Origin of the sequence: Pigmentiphaga sp. YJ18 (assembly GCF_038066655.1) — a bacterium.
Lineage (GTDB): Bacteria > Pseudomonadota > Gammaproteobacteria > Burkholderiales > Burkholderiaceae_B > Pigmentiphaga.
Genome location: NZ_JBBUKU010000002.1, coordinates 373,358 through 394,967, shown reverse-complemented (window position 1 = coordinate 394,967; position 21,610 = coordinate 373,358). Strand labels below are relative to the sequence as shown.

General features: G+C 68.1%; 20 protein-coding genes. 9 read left to right on the top strand and 11 right to left on the bottom strand.

Annotated features, from left to right (window positions below; all coding sequences use genetic code 11):
* Positions 1-42 precede the first annotated feature (42 nt).
* Positions 43-2,406 carry a phosphoenolpyruvate synthase gene (ppsA, locus tag WKR98_RS15590; protein WP_124689698.1) on the bottom strand — a complete coding sequence of 788 codons (2,364 nt, stop codon included), beginning with the start codon at positions 2,404-2,406 and terminating at the stop codon, positions 43-45.
* A 234-nt stretch (positions 2,407-2,640) separates the two neighbouring features.
* Here ppsA and ppsR point away from each other — a divergent pair, with 234 nt between their 5' ends.
* Positions 2,641-3,489, top strand: a complete 849-nt coding sequence (gene ppsR / locus WKR98_RS15585; RefSeq protein WP_087837383.1) for a posphoenolpyruvate synthetase regulatory kinase/phosphorylase PpsR — start codon at positions 2,641-2,643, stop codon at positions 3,487-3,489.
* On the opposite strand, the gene WKR98_RS15580 is transcribed toward ppsR, so the two are convergent.
* The gene (locus WKR98_RS15580) at positions 3,486-4,400 is read right to left on the bottom strand and encodes a LysR substrate-binding domain-containing protein (RefSeq protein WP_341434011.1); all 915 of its coding nucleotides are present in this window, start codon (positions 4,398-4,400) and stop codon (positions 3,486-3,488) included. The two genes, ppsR and WKR98_RS15580, sit on opposite strands and share 4 nt — an antisense overlap.
* A gap of 307 nt (positions 4,401-4,707) precedes the next feature.
* Between WKR98_RS15580 and WKR98_RS15575 the strand changes: the two genes are divergently transcribed.
* Genes WKR98_RS15575 through WKR98_RS15540 form a run of 8 tightly spaced genes read left to right on the top strand, consistent with a single transcriptional unit; the run spans position 4,708 to position 11,807 of the window.
* Entirely contained in the window at positions 4,708-5,658 is a 951-nt protein-coding gene (locus tag WKR98_RS15575) for a tripartite tricarboxylate transporter substrate binding protein (protein ID WP_124689700.1), read from the top strand.
* 38 nt (positions 5,659-5,696) lie between these two features.
* Positions 5,697-6,653 (top strand): tripartite tricarboxylate transporter substrate binding protein, encoded by a 957-nt coding sequence (locus tag WKR98_RS15570; protein ID WP_341434010.1) that lies wholly within the window; start codon positions 5,697-5,699, stop codon positions 6,651-6,653.
* Positions 6,654-6,708: 55 nt separating this feature from the next.
* The gene (locus WKR98_RS15565; RefSeq protein ID WP_341434009.1) at positions 6,709-7,488 is read left to right on the top strand and encodes a creatininase family protein; all 780 of its coding nucleotides are present in this window, start codon (positions 6,709-6,711) and stop codon (positions 7,486-7,488) included.
* A gap of 8 nt (positions 7,489-7,496) precedes the next feature.
* Positions 7,497-8,279 (top strand): HpcH/HpaI aldolase family protein, encoded by a 783-nt coding sequence (locus WKR98_RS15560; protein ID WP_341434008.1) that lies wholly within the window; start codon positions 7,497-7,499, stop codon positions 8,277-8,279.
* Positions 8,280-8,312: 33 nt separating this feature from the next.
* Positions 8,313-9,101, top strand: coding sequence for a maleate cis-trans isomerase family protein (locus WKR98_RS15555; protein WP_124689704.1), 789 nt, complete (start codon positions 8,313-8,315; stop codon positions 9,099-9,101).
* Positions 9,098-10,348, top strand: coding sequence for a Zn-dependent hydrolase (locus tag WKR98_RS15550; RefSeq protein WP_341434007.1), 1,251 nt, complete (start codon positions 9,098-9,100; stop codon positions 10,346-10,348). Before WKR98_RS15555 ends, WKR98_RS15550 begins: the two co-directional genes overlap by 4 nt.
* A gap of 21 nt (positions 10,349-10,369) precedes the next feature.
* The gene (locus WKR98_RS15545) at positions 10,370-11,362 is read left to right on the top strand and encodes a hydroxyacid dehydrogenase (protein ID WP_341434006.1); all 993 of its coding nucleotides are present in this window, start codon (positions 10,370-10,372) and stop codon (positions 11,360-11,362) included.
* A gap of 31 nt (positions 11,363-11,393) precedes the next feature.
* On the top strand, positions 11,394-11,807 hold the full coding sequence (locus tag WKR98_RS15540; RefSeq protein WP_124689707.1) for a VOC family protein: 414 nt from the start codon (positions 11,394-11,396) through the stop codon (positions 11,805-11,807).
* Positions 11,808-11,811: 4 nt separating this feature from the next.
* Here the strand turns inward: WKR98_RS15540 and WKR98_RS15535 are convergent, their stop codons facing one another.
* The 9 genes from WKR98_RS15535 to rseP all read right to left on the bottom strand — a co-directional run bounded on the left by WKR98_RS15535 (position 11,812) and on the right by rseP (position 21,504).
* Positions 11,812-12,606 carry a TrmH family RNA methyltransferase gene (locus WKR98_RS15535; RefSeq protein WP_341434005.1) on the bottom strand — a complete coding sequence of 265 codons (795 nt, stop codon included), beginning with the start codon at positions 12,604-12,606 and terminating at the stop codon, positions 11,812-11,814.
* Positions 12,607-12,636: 30 nt separating this feature from the next.
* On the bottom strand, positions 12,637-13,413 hold the full coding sequence (rnhB, locus tag WKR98_RS15530; RefSeq protein ID WP_445936101.1) for a ribonuclease HII: 777 nt from the start codon (positions 13,411-13,413) through the stop codon (positions 12,637-12,639).
* Positions 13,406-14,530: a lipid-A-disaccharide synthase gene (lpxB, locus tag WKR98_RS15525; RefSeq protein ID WP_341434476.1), complete on the bottom strand. Its 1,125-nt coding sequence runs from the start codon at positions 14,528-14,530 to the stop codon at positions 13,406-13,408. Before lpxB ends, rnhB begins: the two co-directional genes overlap by 8 nt.
* A 41-nt stretch (positions 14,531-14,571) precedes the next feature.
* Positions 14,572-15,360 (bottom strand): acyl-ACP--UDP-N-acetylglucosamine O-acyltransferase, encoded by a 789-nt coding sequence (lpxA, locus tag WKR98_RS15520; protein WP_124689710.1) that lies wholly within the window; start codon positions 15,358-15,360, stop codon positions 14,572-14,574.
* Between the two features lie 12 nt (positions 15,361-15,372).
* Positions 15,373-15,819, bottom strand: a complete 447-nt coding sequence (gene fabZ, locus WKR98_RS15515) for a 3-hydroxyacyl-ACP dehydratase FabZ (protein ID WP_087837396.1) — start codon at positions 15,817-15,819, stop codon at positions 15,373-15,375.
* 52 nt (positions 15,820-15,871) lie between these two features.
* On the bottom strand, positions 15,872-16,990 hold the full coding sequence (gene lpxD, locus WKR98_RS15510) for a UDP-3-O-(3-hydroxymyristoyl)glucosamine N-acyltransferase (RefSeq protein ID WP_124689711.1): 1,119 nt from the start codon (positions 16,988-16,990) through the stop codon (positions 15,872-15,874).
* A gap of 43 nt (positions 16,991-17,033) precedes the next feature.
* Positions 17,034-17,597: an OmpH family outer membrane protein gene (locus WKR98_RS15505; protein WP_087837430.1), complete on the bottom strand. Its 564-nt coding sequence runs from the start codon at positions 17,595-17,597 to the stop codon at positions 17,034-17,036.
* Positions 17,598-17,754: 157 nt separating this feature from the next.
* Positions 17,755-20,049, bottom strand: a complete 2,295-nt coding sequence (gene bamA / locus WKR98_RS15500; RefSeq protein ID WP_242621471.1) for an outer membrane protein assembly factor BamA — start codon at positions 20,047-20,049, stop codon at positions 17,755-17,757.
* Positions 20,050-20,169: 120 nt separating this feature from the next.
* Positions 20,170-21,504: an RIP metalloprotease RseP gene (rseP, locus tag WKR98_RS15495; RefSeq protein ID WP_341434004.1), complete on the bottom strand. Its 1,335-nt coding sequence runs from the start codon at positions 21,502-21,504 to the stop codon at positions 20,170-20,172.
* Positions 21,505-21,610: the final 106 nt, after the last annotated feature.

The window sequence follows — 21,610 nt, the reverse complement described above, 5'->3', positions numbered from 1 at the left end:
CCGCCCCCTGGGGGGCGCGCGCAAGCGCGTAGGGGGGGTCCCCTACTCAGCCAATTTCTTCCAGGTGTCGACGACAGTATCCGGATTCAGCGAGATCGACTTGATGCCCTGGTTCTTCAGCCACACCGCGAAATCGGGGTGATCGGAAGGGCCCTGCCCGCAGATGCCGACGTACTTGTCGGCCTTCAGGCAAGCCTCGATGGCACGCTGCAGCAGCGCCTGGACGGCCGGATCGCGTTCGTCGAAGTCGGCGGCCAGCAGTTCCAGGCCCGAGTCGCGGTCCAGGCCCAGGGTGAGCTGGGTCAGGTCGTTCGAACCGATCGAGAAGCCGTCGAAGTGCTCCAGGAACTGCTCGGCCAGCACCGCGTTGGACGGCACTTCGCACATCATGATCAGGCGCAGGCCGTTCTCGCCGCGCTTGAGCTGGTTGTCGGCCAAGAGGCCCACCACGCGCTCGGCCTGCTTGAGCGTACGCACGAAGGGAACCATGATCTCGACGTTGGTCAGGCCCATGTCCTGGCGCACGCGGCGCAGCGCCTCGCACTCCATGCGGAAGCACTCGGCGAACTCGTCGGCGATGTAGCGCGACGCGCCGCGGAAGCCCAGCATGGGATTCTCTTCCTCGGGCTCGTAGCGCGAGCCGCCGATCAGCTTGCGGTATTCGTTCGACTTGAAGTCGGACATGCGCACGATGACGGACTTGGGATAGAAGGCCGCCGCGATCGTGGCGATGCCTTCGGCCAGCTTGTCGACGAAGAACGCGCGCGGGCTGGCATAGCCGCGGGCCACCGATTCCACCGCCTTCTTCAGGTCGCTATCGACATTCGGATAGTCGAGGATGGCCTTGGGGTGGATGCCGATGTTGTTGTTGATGATGAACTCCAGGCGGGCCAGGCCCACGCCGCCGTTCGGGATCTGCGCGAAATCGTAGGCGAGCTGCGGGTTGCCGACGTTCATCATGATCTTGACGTCGATGGCGGGCATTTCGCCGCGACGGACTTCCTCGACCTCGGTTTCCAGCAGGCCGTCGTAGATCCGGCCCTCGTCGCCTTCGGCGCAGGACACGGTGACCATGGCGCCGTCCTTCAGGACGTCGGTGGCGTCGCCGCTGCCGACGACCGCCGGGATGCCCAGTTCGCGCGCGATGATGGCCGCGTGGCAGGTACGGCCGCCGCGGTTGGTGACGATGGCCGAGGCGCGCTTCATGACGGGTTCCCAGTTGGGATCGGTCATGTCGGTGACCAGCACGTCGCCCGGCTGAACCTTGTCCATGTCGGCGATGTCGCCCACCAGGCGCACGGGGCCCGAGCCGATCTTCTGGCCGATGGCGCGGCCCGTGACCAGCACGTTGCCGGTGGCCTTCAGGCGGTAGCGCTGCTGCACGTCGTTGCCGGACTGCTGCGACTTCACGGTTTCCGGACGCGCCTGCAGGATGTAGATCTTGCCGTCGTTGCCGTCGCGGCCCCATTCGATGTCCATGGGACGGCCGTAGTGCTTCTCGATGATGACGGCGTAGCGCGCCAGCTCGATCACGTCCTCGTCGGACAGCGAGAAGCGGTTGCGCAGCTCGGGCGCGACGTCGACCGTGCGCACGGCGCGGCCTTCGGTGCGGGCCGGGTCGAATTCCATCTTGATCAGCTTGGAGCCGATGCGGCGGCTGACGATGGGATAGTGGCCGGCTTCCAGCGTGGGCTTGAAGACGTAGAACTCGTCGGGGTTGACCGCGCCCTGCACCACCGTTTCGCCCAGGCCGTAGGACGAGGTGATGAAGACGACGTCGGGGAAGCCCGATTCGGTGTCGATGGTGAACATGACGCCGGCCGCGCCGGTGTCGGAGCGGACCATGCGCTGGATACCGGCGGACAGGGCCACGTCGGCATGAGCGTAGCCCTTGTGCACGCGATACGAGATGGCGCGGTCGTTGTACAGCGACGCGAACACGTGGCGGATCTTGTCCAGCACGTCGTCGATGCCGACCACGTTCAGGAAGGTTTCCTGCTGGCCGGCGAACGAGGCGTCGGGCAGGTCTTCGGCGGTGGCGGACGAACGGACGGCGAACGAGCCCTTGCCGTCGGCGTCGAGCTTGGCGAACGATTCACGGATGTCTTTCTCGAACCGGGCCGAGAACGGAGCGTCGATGATCCATTGCCGGATTTCCGCGCCGGTTTCGGCCAGCGCGCGCACGTCTTCCGGATTCAGGGAAGACAGGCGCGTGTTGATCCGGGCATCCAGGCCCGAATCCTTCAGGAAATCACGGAAAGCCTCTGCCGTGGTGGCAAAACCGCCCGGAACGCGGACACCGGCGCCGGTCAGCTGGCTGATCATCTCTCCTAGTGAAGCGTTCTTCCCTCCTACCGAGTCAACATCCGTCATGCGGAGCTGCTCGAACGGCACAACATAAGACATGAAAGTCCCCTATTACAATGGCAAGAAAGCTTGTTTGGCGAGCACACGCGCGGTGCGTGGTGTGCTGGCCAAACCCGCCTCCGCCGCGGCCCAGGGCTCCGAAAGCCTTGGGCGTGCGCCATGCGTAACCGGGGGGGTAATCCTCGAATTGTACGCCGGCCGCCGGCCTTTCTGCACATCGCTTGCTTCGTTTGCCTTTCCCATCCCCGGAAACCCCGTTTTTGCGAGAAACCCATGCCTCAACCCGCCCCCGCCGCGAATTCGTACCTGCGCACCGTCTTCGTGGTTTCCGACGGCACCGGCATCACCGCCGAGACCTTCGCCCATTCGGTCCTGGCCCAGTTCGAGAACGCCCGTTTCCGCCATATCAGGCTTCCTTTCATTGATTCGGTCGACAAGGCCGCCGACGTCGCGGCCCGGATCGACGCCGCCTTCACGGCGGACGGGCAGCGCCCCATCGTCTTCAGCACCCTGGTCAATTCCGAGATCAACACCCGCGTGCGCCAGGCCAACGGCCTGTTCCTGGACCTGTTCTCGACCTTCGTCGAGCCCATCGAGCAGGAACTGAACATCAAGTCCAGCCATTCGATCGGCCGCTCGCACAACATGGCCAACACCAAGCAGTACCAAAGCCGGATCGAAGCCATCAACTTCAGCCTGGCACACGACGACGGGCAGTTCATCAAGGGCCTGGAGCAGGCCGACGTGATCCTGGTGGGGGTGTCGCGCTGCGGCAAGACGCCCACCAGCCTGTACCTGGCCATGCAGTACGGGATCAAGGCCGCCAATGTGCCGCTGATCCCCGACGATTTCGAGCGCGACGCCCTGCCCTCGGCCATCCTGCCCCACCGGAACAAGCTGTTCGGGCTGACCATCCAGCCCGAACGCCTGGCCGAGGTCCGCAACGAACGCCGCCCCGACAGCCGCTACGCGTCGCTGGAACAGTGCCGCTACGAGGTGGCCGAGGCCGAGAAGCTGATGCGCCGGGAAAGCATCCGCTGGCTGTCGACCACCACCAAGTCGATAGAGGAAATCTCGACCACGGTGCTGCAGAAGATCGGGCTGGAAGGCCGCTTCTACTAAGCAGCCGGCTGCGGCGGGCGCGCCAGCGCCTCGCTCTCGGCCGCATGGGGCTGGGCCGCGACCTCCAGGCACTCGCGCAGCACGTTCAGCAGTTCGCGCCGCCTGGGCTCGCGGGGCATGACCATGCCCAGTTCGCGGTGGAAGATATCCTTGCCCAGCGAGACCGCCCGCACGCCCGGCGGCAGGCAGTTCCGGCGCGTGATCGGCACCAGGGACACGCCCAGCCCGGCCGCCACCATCGCCACCATGGCATCCACATCCTCGATGTCCAGCATCGCCTCGACCTGCAGGTCGTGCCGGCGCAGGAAATGCTCCACCCCCCGCCCGCCGAACGACGCCCGGTCGTAGCGGATGAAGGGGTGGGCCGCCAGCAGCTGGCGCCAGTCCTCCCCCGGGACGTCCCCCGGCACCGCCAGGACGAAGGGTTCGCGCACCAGCGGCTGCCATAGCAGTTCCCGGGGCAGCATGAAGGGCGGCGCGATCATCAGCGCGGCATCCAGTTCGCCGCTGTCGACCTGGCCGATCAGGAACAGCGAGGAACCGTGCACCAGCCGCACCGACACCAGGGGGTGCCGGTCCCGCAGGATGCCCAGCGCCGCCGGCAGCATGCCCACCTGGGCGGTCTGGATCGCCCCCATCCTGACCGTGCCGCGCAGTTCGCGGCTGGTCACCCGCACCGCCAGCTCGTCGAACAGGCCGACGATCTGGCGGGCCATTTCCACCGTCTCCTCGCCCGCCTCGTTCAGCGTGGCCGAGCGTCCGGTCCGGGTGAACAACGGCGCGCCCAGCGCCTCTTCCAGGCGCTGCATCTGGGCGCTGACGGCCGACTGCGTCAGGCCGATGCGGGCCCCCGCCGCGGCGAACGTGCCCCAGCGCACGACCGCAAGAAACGTCTTCAGCTCGCGCAACACGTCCCGCCCCCAATTGATCGAAAAAATTTGACCTCAGACTAAAAACAAAGCGTTTTCGTCTAAGGATTTTTGTTTATACCATGGGTGCCATGGAAGCCTGCCCTGGCATTCCATCCACTCCCGACATCCCCCGACACTGGTTGCTCTCAGTGGGAATAACTTCACCTAAAAACAATCAATAGAAGACAAATAAATTTAACTTCCATCAATTCCAACCAACTTCATGGCACAGCACTTGCTTGATAACCCAGGAGACGGCACGCAATCCCGCGTACGCCCCCCCTCTCTCTTGAATGGAACAGCAGGTATGAAGATCCCCTCCTTTGTCGCGGCGGCCGCACTGGCCCTGGCAGTTGCCCTGCCGGCGCATGCCTACCCGGACCGGCCGATCACCATCGTGGTGCCGTTCTCGGCCGGCGCCGGCACCGATCTGACCGCCCGCCTCCTGGCGCGCACCATGGAGAAGCACGCGGGCCGCAGCGTCGTGGTGGTGAACCGCGCGGGCGCCGGCGGCGAGATCGGCATGGCCTCGGTGGCCAACGCGGCGCCCGACGGCTACACGCTGTCCATCCTCAATACGCCCAACGTGCTGACCATCCCCATCGAACGCCGGGCGCAGTTCAGCCTGTCCAGCTTCGACGTGGTGGCCAACATCGTGGACGACCCCGGCACCCTGAGCGTACGCGGGGACAGCCCCCTGCGCGGCGTGCAGGACCTGGTGGAAGCGGCCCGCCGGGCTCCCGGAACGCTGACCTATGGCACGGCCGGCGTGGGCTCGGCCGGCCACATTTCCATGCTGCTGCTGGAACAGGCCGCCGGCATACGGCTGCGGCACGTGCCCTTCAAGGGCACGGCGGACGTCGCCACGGCGCTGCTGGGCGGGCACATTGACATCGCCACCGCCAACCTGGGCGAAGCCCTGGGTTTCTCCAAGGGCAAGCAGTGGCGCATCCTGGGCCAGATGGCGCCCGGCCGGTCGCCCATGGCGGCGGACCTGCCCACCTTCGCCGAGGCCGGCTATCCCATCGAAAGCGGTTCGCTGCGCGGGCTGGGCGCGCCGCGCGGCACGCCGCCGGAAACGCTCAAGGCGCTGGCCGCGCTGGTGGACAAGGCCATCAACGACCCCGACTTCCGCCAGGCGGCCAAGGGAGCCGAGCAGAACGTCCGCTACCTGCCGCGCGACGACTACTCGCTCCTGCTGACGGGCATGCAGGGTCGGTTCGAGAAACTGTGGGCGGCCTCGCCCTGGAATCAATGATGCCGACCCCCTCGTTTCCCACGCACCGGACCGCCACCATGAAAACCGCCCTTCGCTTCCTGCTTTCCGCCTTCGCGCTGGCCGGCGCCTGCGCCGCGCACGCCGCCTACCCCGACCGCCCCATCACGATGATCGTGCCGTTCAGCGCGGGCGCCGGCACCGACCTGACCGCGCGCACCGTCGCCCAATGCATGGAGAGCCAGATCAAGGGCGCCAGCATCGTCGTCACCAACCGCCCCGGCGCGAGCGGCGACATCGGCCTGTCGGCCCTGGCCACGGCCGCGCCCGACGGCTACACCCTGGGCATCGTCAACACGCCCGGCGTGGTCAGCATCCCGATCGAGCGCCAGACGCGCTATACGGTCGCCAGCTTCGACTTCCTGGGCGCCGTGGCCGATGCGCCGGGCACGATCAGCGTCCATGCCGACAGCGGCATCCACACCATCCAGGACCTGGTGCGCGCGGCCAAGGCGAAGCCGGGAAGCATTACCGTGGGCACGCAGGGCGTGGGCTCGGCCGGACACATCGCGCTGCTGCTGCTGGAGCAGTCGGCCGGCATCGAGCTGACCCCGGTGCCGTTCCAGGGCGCGGCCCCCGCCCGCACCGCGCTGCTGGGCAAGGTGATCGACACCACCATGGCCAACGTGGACGAGGCCGTGGGTTTCCGCAACGGATCGCCGTGGCGCATCCTGGGCGTGATGAGCGACACCCGCTCGTCCGTGGCCGCCGAGCTGCCCACCTTCAAGGAAGCCGGCTACGACATCGTGGCGGGCTCCATGCGCGGCTTCGCCGGCCCCAAGGGCATGCCCCGCGAGGTGGTCAAGACCCTGTCCGACGCCATCCGCACCTGCGCCGCCGACCCGGTGTTCCTGGACCGCGCGCAGAAATCCTTCCTGCCGGTGCGCTACCTGCCGCCGCAGGAATACCTGAGCAGCCTGCGGCGACTGGACACCTCGCTGCGCGAGCTGTGGAAGGCCAAGCCCTGGAACCAATGACCCCTTTCACCCCAACGGCGGACCTTCCGCCATCCCTGAACGAGACGAACGCTTCATGAGAACCGACCACAGCACCTACGCGGACATCCGCGCCTACCTGAAGAATCACGACACCCTGCTGGTCCCGGTGGGCGCCACCGAGCAGTACGGCTCGCACCTGGCCACGGGCACGGAACTGCGGCTGTGCGAGATGATCGCCACCGAGGTCGGCGCGCTGACGGGCCTGGCCGTGACGCCCATCGTCCCGGTCAATTACTCGGCCATGTTCCTGGACTATCCCGGCACGCTGTCGGTGTCCATGGCCACGCTCGAACGCTACCTGGACGAAATGTGCGACGGCCTGGCCGGCCAGGGCTTTCGCCATTTCATGTTCGTCAACATCCATGCCGGCTCGCTCGGTCCCATCGAAAGCGTCTGCCGCAACCTGCGCCGGCGCCACGGCGCGGTGGGCGGCACCATCGACGTCTTCACGGTGATGCGCGACGTCGGCGGCGTCGAATTCAAGACCAGGAAATCGCCCTCGGGCCATGCCTCGGAAATGGTGACCTCGGTCGCGCTGGCCAAGTGCCCCGAACTGGTCTTCATGGACCGCGCCCAGGCCACCGAATCGCTGCGGCCCTTCGTCGATGGCGTCAAGACGGTATCCAGCGGCAAGGTCAGCCTGGGCCAGTCGAGCTTCTCGGTGTTCAGCGACATCAGCGACTACGCGCCCATCGGCACCCAGGGCGACCCGACCGGCGCCACCGCCGAGCAGGGGCACCAGATATGGAACGCCGCGGTGGACTACCTGGCCGAGGCGGCCAGGAAGTTCAGCCAGATGTCGTTCCAGGCCTAGGGGCGGCCATGCGCACCAATCCGCTGAAAGCGCTCTGGCAGGCCGGCAAGCCGGCCTTCGGCACCTGGGCCACGCTGGTGCACCATCCACGCTTCATGAAGCTGCTGGCCGTGACGGGCCTGGACTTCGTGCTGATCGAGATGGAGCACAGCGACTTCACCATCGCCGAGGTCGGCACGCTGTGCCTGGTCGCGCGCGAAGCCGGCATCGTGCCCATCGTGCGGCCGGCGGGCATGCAGCCGCACGACTACACGCGGCCGCTGGACGCCGGCGCGATGGGCCTCCTGCTGCCCAACGTGGAGACGGCCGAACAGCTCGAATCCATCCTGCGCGCCACCAAGTACCACCCGCGCGGCGAACGCATCCTGAACATGCGCGGCCCGCACACCGACTACGTCCGGCTGACCCGGCCTCTGGAACAGATCCAGGCCATGAACGAACACACGCTGACGGTGGCGATGATGGAGTCGCAGCGCGGCCTGGACAACCTGGACGCCATCTGCGGCGTGCCGGGGCTGGACGCCGTGATGATCGGCCCCGACGATCTGTCGCAGGCGCTGGGCGTGCCCGGCGACATGAAACATGCGCGCATGGTCGAGGCCACCGAGCACGTCATCGCCACCTGCCAGCGCCACGACGTGCCCTGGGGCTTCAGCTGCCAGGACCCGGCCAGCGCCGCCGAATGGATAGCCCGCGGCATCCGGTGGATGCCCTATGCCAACGATGCCGCGGCACTGTTCAACACCTTCAGCTCGGCCGCGCAGGAACTCAAGCGCGCGGCGGGCCGCTGATCCTCTCATTCCTTCATAGACCAGGAGTCTTCGATGAAAGCAGTCGCCATGTACAGCCCCTACGGCTGGAAGGCCAAGATCGGCCTGATCGTGCCGTCCACCAACACCGTCAACGAACCCGAATTCTGGCGCCTCGCGCCCGAGGGCGTGACCATCCACACCGCCCGCGCCATGCTGCTGGGTCCCGCCACCGAGGAGTCCTACTACAAGATGGCCGAAGCGGTGAACGGCGCCGCCGACGAACTGGCCACGGCCGAGGTCGACGTGGTGGCCTACGGCTGCACCTCGGGCTCGATCATCTGCCCGCTGCCGGAACTGATCCGCAACATGAGCCAGCGCACCGGCACCCCAGCCATCGCCACCGCCGGCGCGGTCGTGGCCGCGCTGCGCGCGCTGGGCGCCCGCAAGATCGCGGTGGGCACGCCCTACGTCGATTTCGTCAACGAGAGCGAGGACAAATTCCTGCGCGACTACGGCTTCGACGTGCTGACGCTGCAAGGCCTGCGCCTGGGTGAAACCCAGGAGGAACGGCGCGGCATCGGCCGCGTGCCGCCCGAGATGGTGTTCCGGCTGGCCCGCGCGATCGACCGGCCCGACGCCGACGCGATCTTCATTTCGTGCACCAACCTCGCGACCTTCGATGTCATTGCCGAGATCGAGCGCGAGCTGGGCAAGCCGGTCGTGACCAGCAACCAGGCCTGCTTCTGGGCCTGCCTGCGCCTCCTGGGCCTGCGCACGTCCATCAGCGGCCACGGCACGCTGCTGGAGCACCAGCTCGATCCCATCGACGAATCCAGCTACGCGCTGCCGTCCGCGCGATGAACGTCCCGCCTCCCGACCTCGCGCTGGCCGCGGCGCTGTTCGCGCAGTTGCGCCGCGACGGCCACGACGGCGTGGGCATCACGCGCGATGCCTACGGCCCGGGGGAACAGCGCGCGCATGACGAGGCCGTGCGCCTGGCCCGCGCGCTGGACCTGGAGATCGCGCGCGACGCCGCGCTGAACCTGTACCTGACGCTGCCCGGCCGGGACCGGCGCGCGCCCCGCGTCATGACGGGGTCGCACCTGGACTCGGTGCCGGCCGGCGGCAACTACGATGGCGCCGCCGGCGTGGTGGCCGGGCTGGCGGTGCTGGCGGGCTGGCGGGCGGCCGGATTCGTGCCGCCGGCGGACGTAACGGTGATGGCCGTGCGCGCCGAGGAAAGCACCTGGTTCCCCTATTCCTACCTGGGCAGCAAGGCCGCCTTCGGACTGGTGGGCTGCGACGCGCTGCAACTGCGGCGCGCCGACACCGGCCGCCCGCTGGCCGAGCACCTGGCCGAATGCGGCGGCGACCCCGCCGCGTTCGGCGGCGCCTGGCTGGATCCCGCGCGCATCGCCCGCTTCGTCGAGCTGCACATCGAGCAAGGCCCCGTGCTGGCGGACGAGGCGCTGCCCGTGGGCATCGTCACCGGCATACGGGGCAGCCTGCGCTATCGCGATGCCCGGGTCCTGGGCAGCTACGCCCATTCGGGCGCGGTGCCGCGCGCCGGCCGGCGCGACGCCGTGCACGCCGCCGCCCTGCTTGTGGCGGCCATCGACGAAGACTGGGACCGGCTGGAGGCGCACGGCCGCGACCTGGTCGTGACCTTCGGCAAGTTCTGCACCAACCCCGCCCAGCACGCGTTCAGCAAAGTGGCCGGCGAAGTGGACCTGTGCGTGGACGTGCGCAGCCAGGACCGCGCGGTGCTGGACGAGGTCGATGCCTTGCTGGACACCCATGCGCGCCGTTTGGAACAGGCGACCGGCACGCGCATCGAACTGGGCCCGCGCACCGGCTCGGAACCCGCGCTGATGGACACGGGCATCCAGCAGGCGCTGGAAGCCGCCGCGGCCCGCCACGGCATCGCCGCGCGCCGCATGGCCAGCGGCGCGGGGCACGACGCGGCGGTGTTCGCCCAGCGCGGTGTGCCCACCGGCATGGTGTTCGTACGCAACGACCACGGCTCGCACAATCCCGACGAACACATGGACATGGACGATTTCGCGCTGGGCACTCGCCTGCTGGCCGACGTCCTGGCCGCTCCCTGACTTTCTTTTCCTAGGAACACGATGAACCCACCCGTCTGCCTGGTCGTCCAGCCCATCCATCCCGCCGGCCTCGCCCGCCTGCAGGCCGCCGGCATCGAAGCCCGCATGGCCAGCTCGGCCGACATGGCCACCGTGGCCCGCGAAATCGCGCCTTGCCAGGCCGTGATCACGCGCAACGCCGGGCTGGACACGGCCGCCGTCGAGGCCGGCACGCAACTGGCCGTGATCGCCAACCATGGCATAGGCACCAACAAGATCGACGTGGCACGCGCCACCGCGCTGTCGATTCCCATCGTCTACACCCCCACCGCGAATGCCCGCTCGGTGGCCGAGCACGCCATCATGCAGATGCTGGCGGTGGGCAAGCGGCTGGCCGCCTGCGACCACGCGGTACGCACCGGCGACTGGGACTACCGCTATCGGCCCGGCTTGCAGGAACTGCACGGCAAGACCCTGGGCATCGTCGGCTTCGGCACCATCGGCCGGCTGACCGCCGCCATCGCGCTGCACGGCCTGGGCATGCGGGTCATCGTGTATTCGCCGGCCGTGCCCGCCGGCGAGATCACCGCCCAAGGCGCGCTGGCCTGCTCGGCGCGGGACGACCTGCTGGCGCAGGCCGACGTGGTGTCGCTGCACCGGCCTTCCCGGGCCGATACCCGGCACATGATCGACGCGCGCGCGCTGGCGCGCATGAAGCCGACGGCCATCCTGGTCAACACCGCGCGCGCCGACCTGATCGACACCGACGCGCTGGCCGCGGCGCTGCGCGACCGGCGTATCGCCGGCGCCGCGCTGGACGTTTTCGAGCAGGAGCCCCTGCCCGCCGCACATCCCCTGTGCGGGCTGGACAACGCGCTGCTGACGCCCCACACTGCCGGCAGCACGGACGAGGCCCTGCGCGCCGCCGCCGAGCAGTGCGCCGACCAGATCATCGAGGTCCTGGCGGCACGCCGGCCGGACCATCTGGTCAATCCGCAGGTCTGGGAAACCCGGCGCCTGCCCGTTCCGGCCTGACCCCGTCATCCTTCATTCACCGACCGCCATCATGCAATCGATCTTCCACCTGGCCTATAACGTCACCGACCTGGATCAGGCGCGCCGCTTCTACGGCGACGTCCTGGGCTGCGCCGAAGGGCGCAGCACCGACACCTGGGTCGACTTCGATTTCTTCGGCCACCAGATCTCGCTGCACCTGGGCACGCCGTTCCAGACCGAACGCACGGGCCACGTGGGCGACAAGCTCGTACCCATGCCGCACCTGGGCGTGATCCTGCTGCTGGACGACTGGCAGGCGCTGGCGCGCCGCCTGCGGGAAGCCGGCACGGAATTCGTGCTGGAACCGCAGGTCCGCTTCCAGGGCCAGCCCGGCGAACAATGGACCATGTTCTTCACCGACCCGTTCGGCAACCCCATCGAGGTGAAGGGGTTCAAGTCCTTCGAGTCGGTGTACGCCGCCTGAGGATCTAGTCCGGCGCGAACCGGCGCCGGTGTTCGAACAGGCACACCGCCACGGCCGCCCCCACGTTCAGCGATTCGGCCGCCGGTTCCTGCGGGATGCGCACCCGCAGCGCCGCGGCGGCTTGAAGCCCGGCGCGCACGCCTTGCCCTTCGTTGCCGAATACCCAGGCGCAGTGCCGCGGCAGCGCGGCCTGGTACAGGCCGACGGCATCCTCCAGCGTGGTCGCCACCAGCGGCACGTCCAGGCGCGCGAGCAGGGCCTGCAAATCGACCCGTTCATGGATGGTCAGCGAGAAATGCGCGCCCTGCCCCGAGCGCAGCACCTTGGGCGACCAGGCGAAGGCGGTCTCGTCCGACAGGAAGACATGGCGCACGCCGGCCGCCGCGCAGGTACGCAGGATGGAGCCGACGTTGCCCGGGTCCTGGACCCGATCGAGCAGCACGCAGTTGTCCCTCACGCGCTCGGGCAGCGGCGGCGCCGGGGTCTCGACCACGAACACCACGCCCTGACCGGCCTGCACGTGCTCCAGGTCGTCGATCAGGTTGCCGTCCAGCCAGACCTGGCGGTCGGCCGGTATCTCGTCGCGCAAGGCCATGACTTCGGCGCTGGCCCGCTCGCCTTCCAGCCGCCGGGCATCGAAGACCGCATGGCGGGGCAGGCCCCGCCATTGCAGGTAGGCCTGGCACAGATGCACGCCTTCCAGCACGGACAGGCCGGCCTCGCGCCGCGCCTGAGAGGCCTGCGTCAGCTTGCGCAGCGACTTGAATAGCGGATTGTCGCGCGAGGCGATGCGTTTCATGGTCGGTCTTCCAGGCGGCGGTCCGCGCGGCTAGGCGCGCGGTTTGGCACGGCGGCGGCGCGGAGCCGGCGCCTCGGGTTCGGGCAGGTCGTCCCAGGGCAGCAGGCTGTCCATCACCTGGGCAACCAGCGTTTCGGGCTCGGGAATGCCCAGGGCGCGGCGCACGGGCTCGAAGCTGCGGCGGTGCTCGGGACACGGGCCGTGCTCCAGCAGGCAGCGCAGATGGTCAGGGGTACCGTAGCCCTTGTGCCGATCGAAGCCGTACATGGGATAGTTGGCGTGCAGCCGGACCAGTTCGGCGTCGCGCGCGGTCTTGGCCAGGATGGAGGCAGCCGAGATCGCCTGCACCTGCGCATCGCCGCCGATCACGGTCTGCACCCGGCAGGCCAGCGCCGGCGCGCGGTTGCCGTCCACCTGCACCAGGTCGGGCACGCAGCCCAGCCCGTCGACCGCTCGCCGCATGGCCAGCATGGTGGCGTTCAGGATGTTCAGCGTATCGATCTCGGTCACGCTGACGCTGGCCACGCACCAGGCCAGCGCGCGTTCCTGGATCAGGGGGGCGAGTTCGTCGCGCGCGCGCTCGCTCAGCATCTTGGAATCGTTCAGGCCATCGACCGGACGAGCCGGGTCCAGGATGACGGCCGCCGCGTAGACCGGCCCGGCCAGGGGCCCCCGGCCGGCTTCGTCCACGCCGGCCACGCGCAGGGTCAGCAACGTCTCGGCATCGAAGGCCGACAGCAGGTCCGCGCCCGGCGATTCCACGGCGGTCCAGCCCAGCTCGGTCTGCACCCAGCCCTTCTCAGCCATGGCCGGCCACCTCCAGGATCGCCTGGCTGGCCAGGGCCGGCGTGTCGCGTACCAGGTCGTCGTGCAAGGCGGTGAAGCGTTCCTCGAGCCGGCGGATGGCGGCCTCGTCGGTCAGCGCCTTCCAGGCCGCGTCGGCCAGCGCGCGCGGCGTGGCCTCGTCCTGCAGCAGTTCCGGCACGACCGTGTCGCGGCACAGCACGTTGGGCAGCCCGACCCAGGGCAGATAGGCCTGGCGCCGCATGATCCACCAGGACAGCCTGGGCAGCACGTAGGAAATGACCATGGGGCGCTTGAACAGGGCCGCTTCCAGCGTGGCGGTGCCGCTGGCGACCAGGACCGCGTTGCAGGCGGCCAGGATGTCGTGCGTGCCGCCTATGACGGTGTGCAGGTTGGCCAGCCCGCCCACGGCCGCGGCATGCGCCAGGAACTCGCGCTCGCGCTCGGCATTGGCCATGGGCGCCCACAGTTGCAGGCCCGGATCGCGCGCCTGCAGCAGCTTGGCGGCGGCCAGGAAGCGCGGGGCAAGGTGCCGCATCTCGCCCGCCCGGCTGCCGGGCATCAGCGCCAGCACCCGCGCGTCGGCGGCCATGCCGTGACGGGCCCTGGCCGCGGCACGGTCGGGCACGCGGTCGACGATGCGTGCCAGCGGATGGCCAACATAGGTCACGGGAACGCCGGCGTCGCGGTAAATCTGTTCCTCGAACGGGAACACCACCAGCATGTGCGAAACGGCCTCGCGGATCTTGTTGATGCGCTCGCCCCGCCAGGCCCACAGCGAGGGCCCGATGAAATGCACGGTGGGGATGCCGCCCTCGCGCAGGGCATGCTCCAGGCCGAAATTGAAATCGGGCGCGTCGACCCCGACGAAGGCCGCCGGCCGTTCGGCCAGCCAGCGCTCGCGCAGGGTGCGGCGGATGCCGAGCAGTTCCGGCAGGTGCATCAGCACGTCGGCGTAGCCGTTCACGGCCAGCTTGTGCATGGGATACCAGGCATCGAACCCCTGGGCCTGCATCTTGGGGCCGCCTATGCCCGCCAGCGCCAGTTGCGGCGCCCGTTCGCGCAGGGCCTCGACCACCGTGGCCGCCAGCAGATCGCCCGAAGGCTCTCCCGCCACCATGCCGATGGACGCCTTGCCCTCACCCGGCACGCCGGCCTCCGTCAGCGCACGATACCGCGGGTGGCGGTATCGAGGAAGGCCAGCAAGGTGGACAGCGGGGCGTCGAGCTCGGGATCCTCGGCGCGCTTGGCCTGGAGTGCCGTACGCGCCTCGTCCAGCGTCAGGTTCTGGCGGTACAGCGTCTTGTAGGCCGCCCGCAGGCCGGAAACCTGCGCCGGCGTGAAGCCGCGCCGCTTCAGGCCTTCGACGTTGATGCCCACGGCGCGGGCCGGGCTGCCCGAGGACGTGACGAAAGGCGGCAGGTCCTGCAGCAGCGTCGAATGGACGCTGGTCATGGCATGCGCCCCGATCTTGACGAACTGATGCACGCCGGTCATGCCGCCCAGGAAGACGTGGTCGCCGATGTGCACGTGGCCGGCCAGTTGCGTGCCGTTGGCCAGGATGATGTGGCTGCCCAGCTGGCAGTCGTGCGCCACGTGCACGTAGGCCATGATCCAGTTGTCATTGCCCAGGCGCGTCGCGCCGGCGTCCTGCACCGTGCCGGTATTAAGGGTGCAGCACTCGCGTATGGTGTTGCGGTCGCCGATCTCGAGGCGGGTGGGCTCGCCGGCGTACTTCTTGTCCTGCGGCTCGGCGCCGACCGAGCACGACGGGAAGAAGCGGTTGCCCCGCCCTATCGTCGTATGGCCGTCGATGACGCAATGCGGCCCGATCTCGGTATCGGCGCCTATGCGCACGTTCGGCCCGATCATGCTGAACGGACCAACCGTCACGCTGTCGTCCAGCTGCGCGGCCGGGTCGACGAGTGCGGTGGGATGTATCCTCGCCACGAAAAGCTTCCGTCAGGGTTCTAGGATGCGCATGGTGCACATCAGGTCGGCCTCGGCCGCGACCTGTCCGTCCACCAGCGCCTTGCCGTTGTACTTCCAGATGCCGCGCGACGAACGTTCCACATTGACTTCCAGGCGGAGCTGGTCGCCCGGGACCACCGGCCGCTTGAAGCGGGCGCCGTCGATGCCGACGAAGTAGTACACGGTGTTGTCGTCGGGCTTCTTGCCGGCCGCGGTGAACGACGTGATGGCGGCCGCCTGGGCCATGGCCTCCAGGATCAGCACGCCCGGCATGACGGGGTGATGCGGGAAATGGCCGGTGAAGAACGGTTCGTTGATCGACACGTTCTTGATCGCGAGGATCGATTCCCCGGGCTTGACGTCGATGACCCGATCGATGAGCAGCATCGGATAGCGATGCGGCAAATGGTCGAGTATCCCCTTGATGTCCATTTCCATACAGATTCCAGTATTTGATGCGCGGCGGGCCGCTGCGGCGCCCACCCGCCTTTTACTTCTTTTCCAGCGCCTTGATACGCTTGGCCATCGTGGCCAGGTGCCTGACAGCGACGGCGTTGCGCTCCCACTGGGCGTGCTCGGTCATCGGGAAGAAACCAGTGTACTGCCCCGGCTTGTCGATGTTGCTGTGCACCGGGGTGGCCGCCGAGATGAAGACGTCGTCGCCGATCTTCAGGTGGCCGCCTATCATCGCGGCGCCGCCGATGGAGCAGCGCTGGCCGATGGTGGTCGATCCGGCGATGCCCACGCAGGCGGCCATCGCGGTGTGGTCGCCGATGCGGCAGTTGTGGCCGATCATGATCTGGTTGTCGATCTTGACGCCATTGCCGATGACGGTATCGTCCAGCGCGCCGCGGTCGATGGTGGTGTTGGCGCCGACCTCGACGTCGTCGCCGATGCGCACGCCGCCGAACTGCGGGATCTTGGTCCAGGCGCCCTTGGCCCGCGACGGATCCGGCGCGAAACCGAAGCCGTCGCCGCCGATGACCGCACCGGACAGAACGATGCAGCGCGCTCCCATGCTGACCCCCCGGTACAGCGTGACGCGCGCATGCAATACCGTATCGGCGCCGATGCGACAGCCCTCGCCCACGACGCAACCCGCGCCGATGCGGGCGCGCGGCCCGATCTCCGCGCCGGCCTCGATGACCGCGAGCGGCCCCACGTGGGCGCTGGAATCGATGCTGGCGCCGGGCGCGACGACAGCCGACGGGTGGATGGCGCCGGCGGGCTGGGGATGCAGCTGCCGGTCGAACCATTGCCCGATCCGGGCGAACAGCAGATAGGGCGAATTGCACACCACCAGCGGCAGCGCCTGGTCGGCGCGGCCGGCCTGCGCGAGGCTTTCGCGATAGGCTTGCGCCACCTCGGCCGTAACCAGCACGACCGCTGCCTGGGCATCGATCAGTTGCGACTGGTAACGAGGATTGGCGACGAAACTCAGTTCCCGCGGTCCCGCATGCTCGAGGTTCGCGATGCCCGCGACCACGACTTCGCCGCTGGGAAGCGCTTGCGCGCCCCCCGGCTCGATCGTCCACGTCAACCCGGTGGTATCGGTTTCGTCGAGCAGCCTTTGCAGCGCCGGCGCGGTCGTGTCAAGCAGGATGGGCATGCGAAGCTCGCGCGGACGACAGGAACATGCGAGAGCGGCGCAATTACTTGGCGCCGCTGTTCAGGGCCTTCAGGACCTTGTCGGTGATGTCGACGCGCGGGCTGACCACGACGGCTTCCTGGAAGATCAGGTCGTAGTTTTCCTGCTCGGCGATCTGCTTGATCACGCGGTTGGCGCGCTCGAGGATCTGCGAGAGTTCCTCGTTGCGGCGCTGGTTCAGGTCCTCCTGGAACTCGCGGCGCTTGCGCTGGAAGTCCTTGTCGAGGTCGCTCAGGTCGCGCTGGCGGCGGGTGCGGTCGGATTCGGACAGCACGGCGCTGTCCTTGTCCAGCTGTTCCGACTGGGTGCGCAGGCGATTTGCCATGTCTTGCAGCTCGGCATCGCGCTTCTTGAAGTCGGCCTCGATCTTGGCCTGGGCGGCCTTGGCCGGGGCGGCGTCGCGGAAGATCCGCTCGGTGTTGACGAAGCCGATCTTGACCGGGGCCTGGGATGCCTGGGCATGAGCCGCGCCGACAGCGGCACTAGAAAGCACCAGAGCCGCCAGCACCCGGCCGGCACCCTTGACTGCAGAGGACGCGGTCAGACTGGTAGCAGATGTCGAAAACATGCGGATCATTTATTTCTCGCTAGGAAGGTAGTCGTGTATTTTGCCACTAATGGCGCCGGGCCGGGCAAGCGCCCGGGGCCTGGCCCTGGTAATTGGTTGTAGCAGAAAAATTCCCGGGCGGGCATAGGCCTTGCGGCCACCCGCCTCTTTCGCGTCGTCAGAACCCCGTGCCGATCTGGAACTGGAAGCTCTGGGTCCGGTCCTGGGGCTTGGCGTTGAGCGCCTTGCCGAAGGAAATCTTCAGCGGACCGATGGGCGATTGCCAGCTCAGGCCGATACCGGCCGAGTACCGCAGCTGGCCCAGGTTGATGTTCTCCTCGTCGGCGTAGACGTTACCCGCGTCGGCGAACAGGAACCAGCGCAGCGTGCGGTCCTGCTGGGTGCCGGGGAACGGCAGCAGCAGTTCGGCATTGGCAATGACCCGCTTGGCGCCGCCCAGGCTGTCGCCGTTCTTGCTGTCGCGCGGGCCCAGCGAACCGCCGTCGTAGCCGCGCACCGACCCGATACCGCCAGCGTACACGTTCTTGAGCAGCGGGTACGGCCGGCCACCGAAGCCCTTGCCGTAGTCGACCTGGCCGTTCAGCGCCAGCGTCATGCTGCGCGTGATGGGCCAGTAGTACTGGTGCTGGTAGCTGGCCTTGTAGTAGCGCAGGTCGCCGAACAGCGAGGTTTCGCCGGCGGCGCGCTGGTACGTGCCGCGCGTGGGCGCCAGCGCGCTGTCGCGCCGGTCGTTGCTCCAGCCCACCGAGAAGATGACGGCGTTGCTGCGCGCACCGAAGGTGTTGACGTAGTCGATGAAGCGCTGCGGGCTGCTGTCGTAGGTGTCGATGTCGTTGGCTTCCAGCGCGGTGCCGAAGAACACGCGCTGGGTTTCCGTGAAGGGCACGCCGAACGTCAGGCTCGCCCCCATGGTCTTGATGCGGTAGTCGCCGGTGTTGATCGACAGCGGACGCAGCGTACGGTAGTAGAGGCTGGTCGACCGGCTGATGCCATCCTGCGTGAAGTACGGGTTGGTCTGGCTGATCGCGATCGTGCGGTAGGTCTTGCCGGTGTTCAGTTCCAGGCCGGCGGTGGTGCCGCTGCCGAAGATGTTGTCCTGGCTGATACCCGCCGACAGCACCACCTTGTCGGTACTGCTGAAGCCCGCGCCCAGGTTGATCATGCCGGTGGGCTTTTCCTGGACGTTCACGTTGACGTCGATCTGGTCGGGCGTACCCGGCACCGGCGGCGTCTCGATGTTGATGTTCTGGAAATAGCCCAGGCGGTCGATCCGGTCGCGCGACAGCTGGATCTTGCCGGCGTCGTACCAGGCGCTCTCGAGCTGGCGCATCTCGCGGCGGATCACGACGTCGCGGGTGCGGGTGTTGCCGCCGATGTTCACGCGGCGCACGTACACGCGGCGGTTGGGATCGACGAAGAAGGTGATGGCCGCGGTTTTTTTCTCGCGGTCGACCTGGGGCGTGGCATTGACGTTGCTGAAGGCGTAGCCCAGCTTGCCCAGGTAGTCGGTAATGGCCTTGCTGGAGGCGTTGACCTTCTCGGCCGAGAAGGTCTCGCCGGGCTTGACCGTGATCAGCTTGTTGAGATCTTCGTCCAGGCCCAGCAGGTCGCCCGCCAGCTTGACGTCGCTGACCGAGTACTTGTCGCCCTCGGTGATGGACAGGGTGATGAAGATGTCCTTGCGGTCGGGCGAGATCGTGACCTGCGGCGAATCGACGTTGAACTCGAGGTAGCCGCGGTTCATGTAGTAGGAGCGCAGGGTTTCGATGTCGCCCTGCAGCTTCTGGCGGGAATACTGGTCGGCCTTGGTGTACCAGGTCAGCCAGCCCGGCGTGGTGAGCTGCAGCAGGTCCAGCAGCTCGCTTTCGCGGATGGCCTTGGCGCCGATGATCTTGATGCCCGCGATGCGCGCCACGTCGCCTTCGAAGATGTCGAAGGTGATGCCGACGCGATTGCGTTCGAGCGGCGTGATCGTGGGCACGATCTCGACCGAGTACTTGCCGCGCGCCAGGTACTGTCGCTTGAGTTCCTGCACGGCGCGGTCGAGCAAGGCGCGGTCGAAGATGCGGGCCTCGGCGAAGCCCACTTCGGCCAGCGACTTGAGCACGTTGGCGGACTCGAATTCACGCATGCCGTTGAAGGAGATCGCGGCGATCGCGGGGCGTTCGTCGACGATGACCACCACCACGTCGTTCTCGACCTCGATGCGCACGTCGCGGAAGAAGCCCGTGCCATACAGCGCGCGCACCGCCTGCGTGGCCTGCTCTTCGGTGAAGCGTTCGCCCACCTTGACCGGGAGGTACCCGAATACCGTGCCGGCTTCGGTGCGCTGGATGCCTTCCACCCGGATGTCGCGGACGACGAAGGGATCGAAGGCGTAGGCCAGCGGAGTGACCGCCATGGCCAGCAAAATGGACAGCAGACGCGGCATGCGCCGGGTGCGATTGGTCATGCGTAATCCCGGAGTTTTCTTAATTGAGTGATATGCGAAAGCGCGGCGTGCGGCTCGATCCGGCCCGGGCGGTCGAGGCACGGTCCACGGGGGCGGCGGGCAAGGCGGCGCGCATGGGTTCTAGGTCAGCAGTCGCGTAAAGTCGTTGAACAAGGCAACGGCCATCAGCACCATCAGGATGCCGAACCCGGCGCGCTGCCCCACTTCCATCCAGCGTTCCGGCGGCGGACTGCCCCGGATGATCTCGACGAGATAATACAGCAGGTGCCCCCCGTCCAGCATGGGGATGGGCAGGAGATTCAACACGCCCAGGCTGACGCTGACCAGCGCCAGGAAGGCGATGTACGCTTCCAGCCCCATCCTGGCGGTCTGACCGGCGTAGTCGGCGATGGTGACCGGCCCGCTCAGGTTGCTCAGCGCCACGTCCCCCACCAGCATCTTGCCCAGCATCCGCAGCGAGAACCAGGACACCTCGGCGGTGCGCTGGGCGCCCATGGCCAGGCTCTCGACCGGGCCGTGACGCACGGTGATGAGCTGGATGTCGCCGCCGATCTGGGCGCCGATGCGGCCCACCAGCGTACCGTCCGCCAGGCGTTCCTCGCGCGGCAGGACGTCGATCGCCAGCGCCGCGCCGTCGCGCACCACGGACAAGCGCAGCGGCTGGCCGGCGTGGGCCTGGATCAGCGTGATCAACTCGGTGGCCGAAGGATCCTTCTTGTCGCCCACCGCCACCACCCTGTCGCCGGCCAGGAGGCCCGCCTGGGCGGCGGCGCTCTCGGGCATGATGCCGCGGATCACGGGTTTCGGGCTGGCCAGGCCGAAGCCCTCGCGGCCCAGCACGTCGCCTTCCATCTGGCCCAGCGCGGCCTGGGAAAAATCGACCGGACGCACCCGGCGCTCGCCGCCAGCCGTCTGCACCTCGACCGCGGGACGCCCCTTGTCGGTCAGGCTCTTGAGCAGCATCCAGCGCGCGTCGCCCCAGGTACCCACCTCGGCGCCGTCGATGGCGAGAATGCGGTCGCCCGCCTGGACGCCCGCCGCGAAGGCCGGCGTGCCGGCCGCGGGAGCACCCAGCACGGCGGCGGGCTCCTTGACGCCGGCCATGTTCAGCGCCGCGTACAGCAGCGCCGCCAGCACCAGGTTGAACACCGGTCCGGCCGCGACGATGGCGATGCGCTTGCCTACCGGCTGGGCGTTGAACGCCCGCCCACGTTCGGCGGCGGAGACCTCGCCCTCGCGCTCGTCCAGCATCTTCACGTAGCCGCCCAGCGGGATCGCCGACAGGGCCCATTCCGTGCCGTGGCGGTCGGTGCGCTTGCACAGCACCTTGCCGAACCCCACCGAGAACCTCAGGATGCGCACCCCGCATGCGCGGGCCACGAGGTAGTGCCCCAATTCATGGATCACCACCAGCACGCCCAGCGCGACGGCGAAGGCCGCCAACGTCAACAACATGGAAATCTCCTTGCTCCGGCGCCCTGCCCTGGCAGCCGAACCGACGATTTAACACGGAAATGCACGCCGGCTCCGGAAACACGCGGGGAATCTCGGTAAGCGAACA

Coding starts and splice junctions, on each gene's coding strand:
- ppsA (WP_124689698.1), bottom strand. CDS start 2,406: ATGTCTTATGTTGTGCCGTTCGAGCAGCTCCGCATGACGGATGTTGAC.
- ppsR (WP_087837383.1), top strand. CDS start 2,641: ATGCCTCAACCCGCCCCCGCCGCGAATTCGTACCTGCGCACCGTCTTC.
- WKR98_RS15575 (WP_124689700.1), top strand. CDS start 4,708: ATGAAGATCCCCTCCTTTGTCGCGGCGGCCGCACTGGCCCTGGCAGTT.
- WKR98_RS15570 (WP_341434010.1), top strand. CDS start 5,697: ATGAAAACCGCCCTTCGCTTCCTGCTTTCCGCCTTCGCGCTGGCCGGC.
- WKR98_RS15565 (WP_341434009.1), top strand. CDS start 6,709: ATGAGAACCGACCACAGCACCTACGCGGACATCCGCGCCTACCTGAAG.
- WKR98_RS15560 (WP_341434008.1), top strand. CDS start 7,497: ATGCGCACCAATCCGCTGAAAGCGCTCTGGCAGGCCGGCAAGCCGGCC.
- WKR98_RS15555 (WP_124689704.1), top strand. CDS start 8,313: ATGAAAGCAGTCGCCATGTACAGCCCCTACGGCTGGAAGGCCAAGATC.
- WKR98_RS15550 (WP_341434007.1), top strand. CDS start 9,098: ATGAACGTCCCGCCTCCCGACCTCGCGCTGGCCGCGGCGCTGTTCGCG.
- WKR98_RS15545 (WP_341434006.1), top strand. CDS start 10,370: ATGAACCCACCCGTCTGCCTGGTCGTCCAGCCCATCCATCCCGCCGGC.
- WKR98_RS15540 (WP_124689707.1), top strand. CDS start 11,394: ATGCAATCGATCTTCCACCTGGCCTATAACGTCACCGACCTGGATCAG.
- WKR98_RS15535 (WP_341434005.1), bottom strand. CDS start 12,606: ATGAAACGCATCGCCTCGCGCGACAATCCGCTATTCAAGTCGCTGCGC.
- rnhB (WP_445936101.1), bottom strand. CDS start 13,413: ATGGCTGAGAAGGGCTGGGTGCAGACCGAGCTGGGCTGGACCGCCGTG.
- lpxB (WP_341434476.1), bottom strand. CDS start 14,530: ATGGTGGCGGGAGAGCCTTCGGGCGATCTGCTGGCGGCCACGGTGGTC.
- fabZ (WP_087837396.1), bottom strand. CDS start 15,819: ATGGAAATGGACATCAAGGGGATACTCGACCATTTGCCGCATCGCTAT.
- lpxD (WP_124689711.1), bottom strand. CDS start 16,990: ATGCCCATCCTGCTTGACACGACCGCGCCGGCGCTGCAAAGGCTGCTC.
- WKR98_RS15505 (WP_087837430.1), bottom strand. CDS start 17,597: ATGTTTTCGACATCTGCTACCAGTCTGACCGCGTCCTCTGCAGTCAAG.
- bamA (WP_242621471.1), bottom strand. CDS start 20,049: ATGACCAATCGCACCCGGCGCATGCCGCGTCTGCTGTCCATTTTGCTG.
- rseP (WP_341434004.1), bottom strand. CDS start 21,504: ATGTTGTTGACGTTGGCGGCCTTCGCCGTCGCGCTGGGCGTGCTGGTG.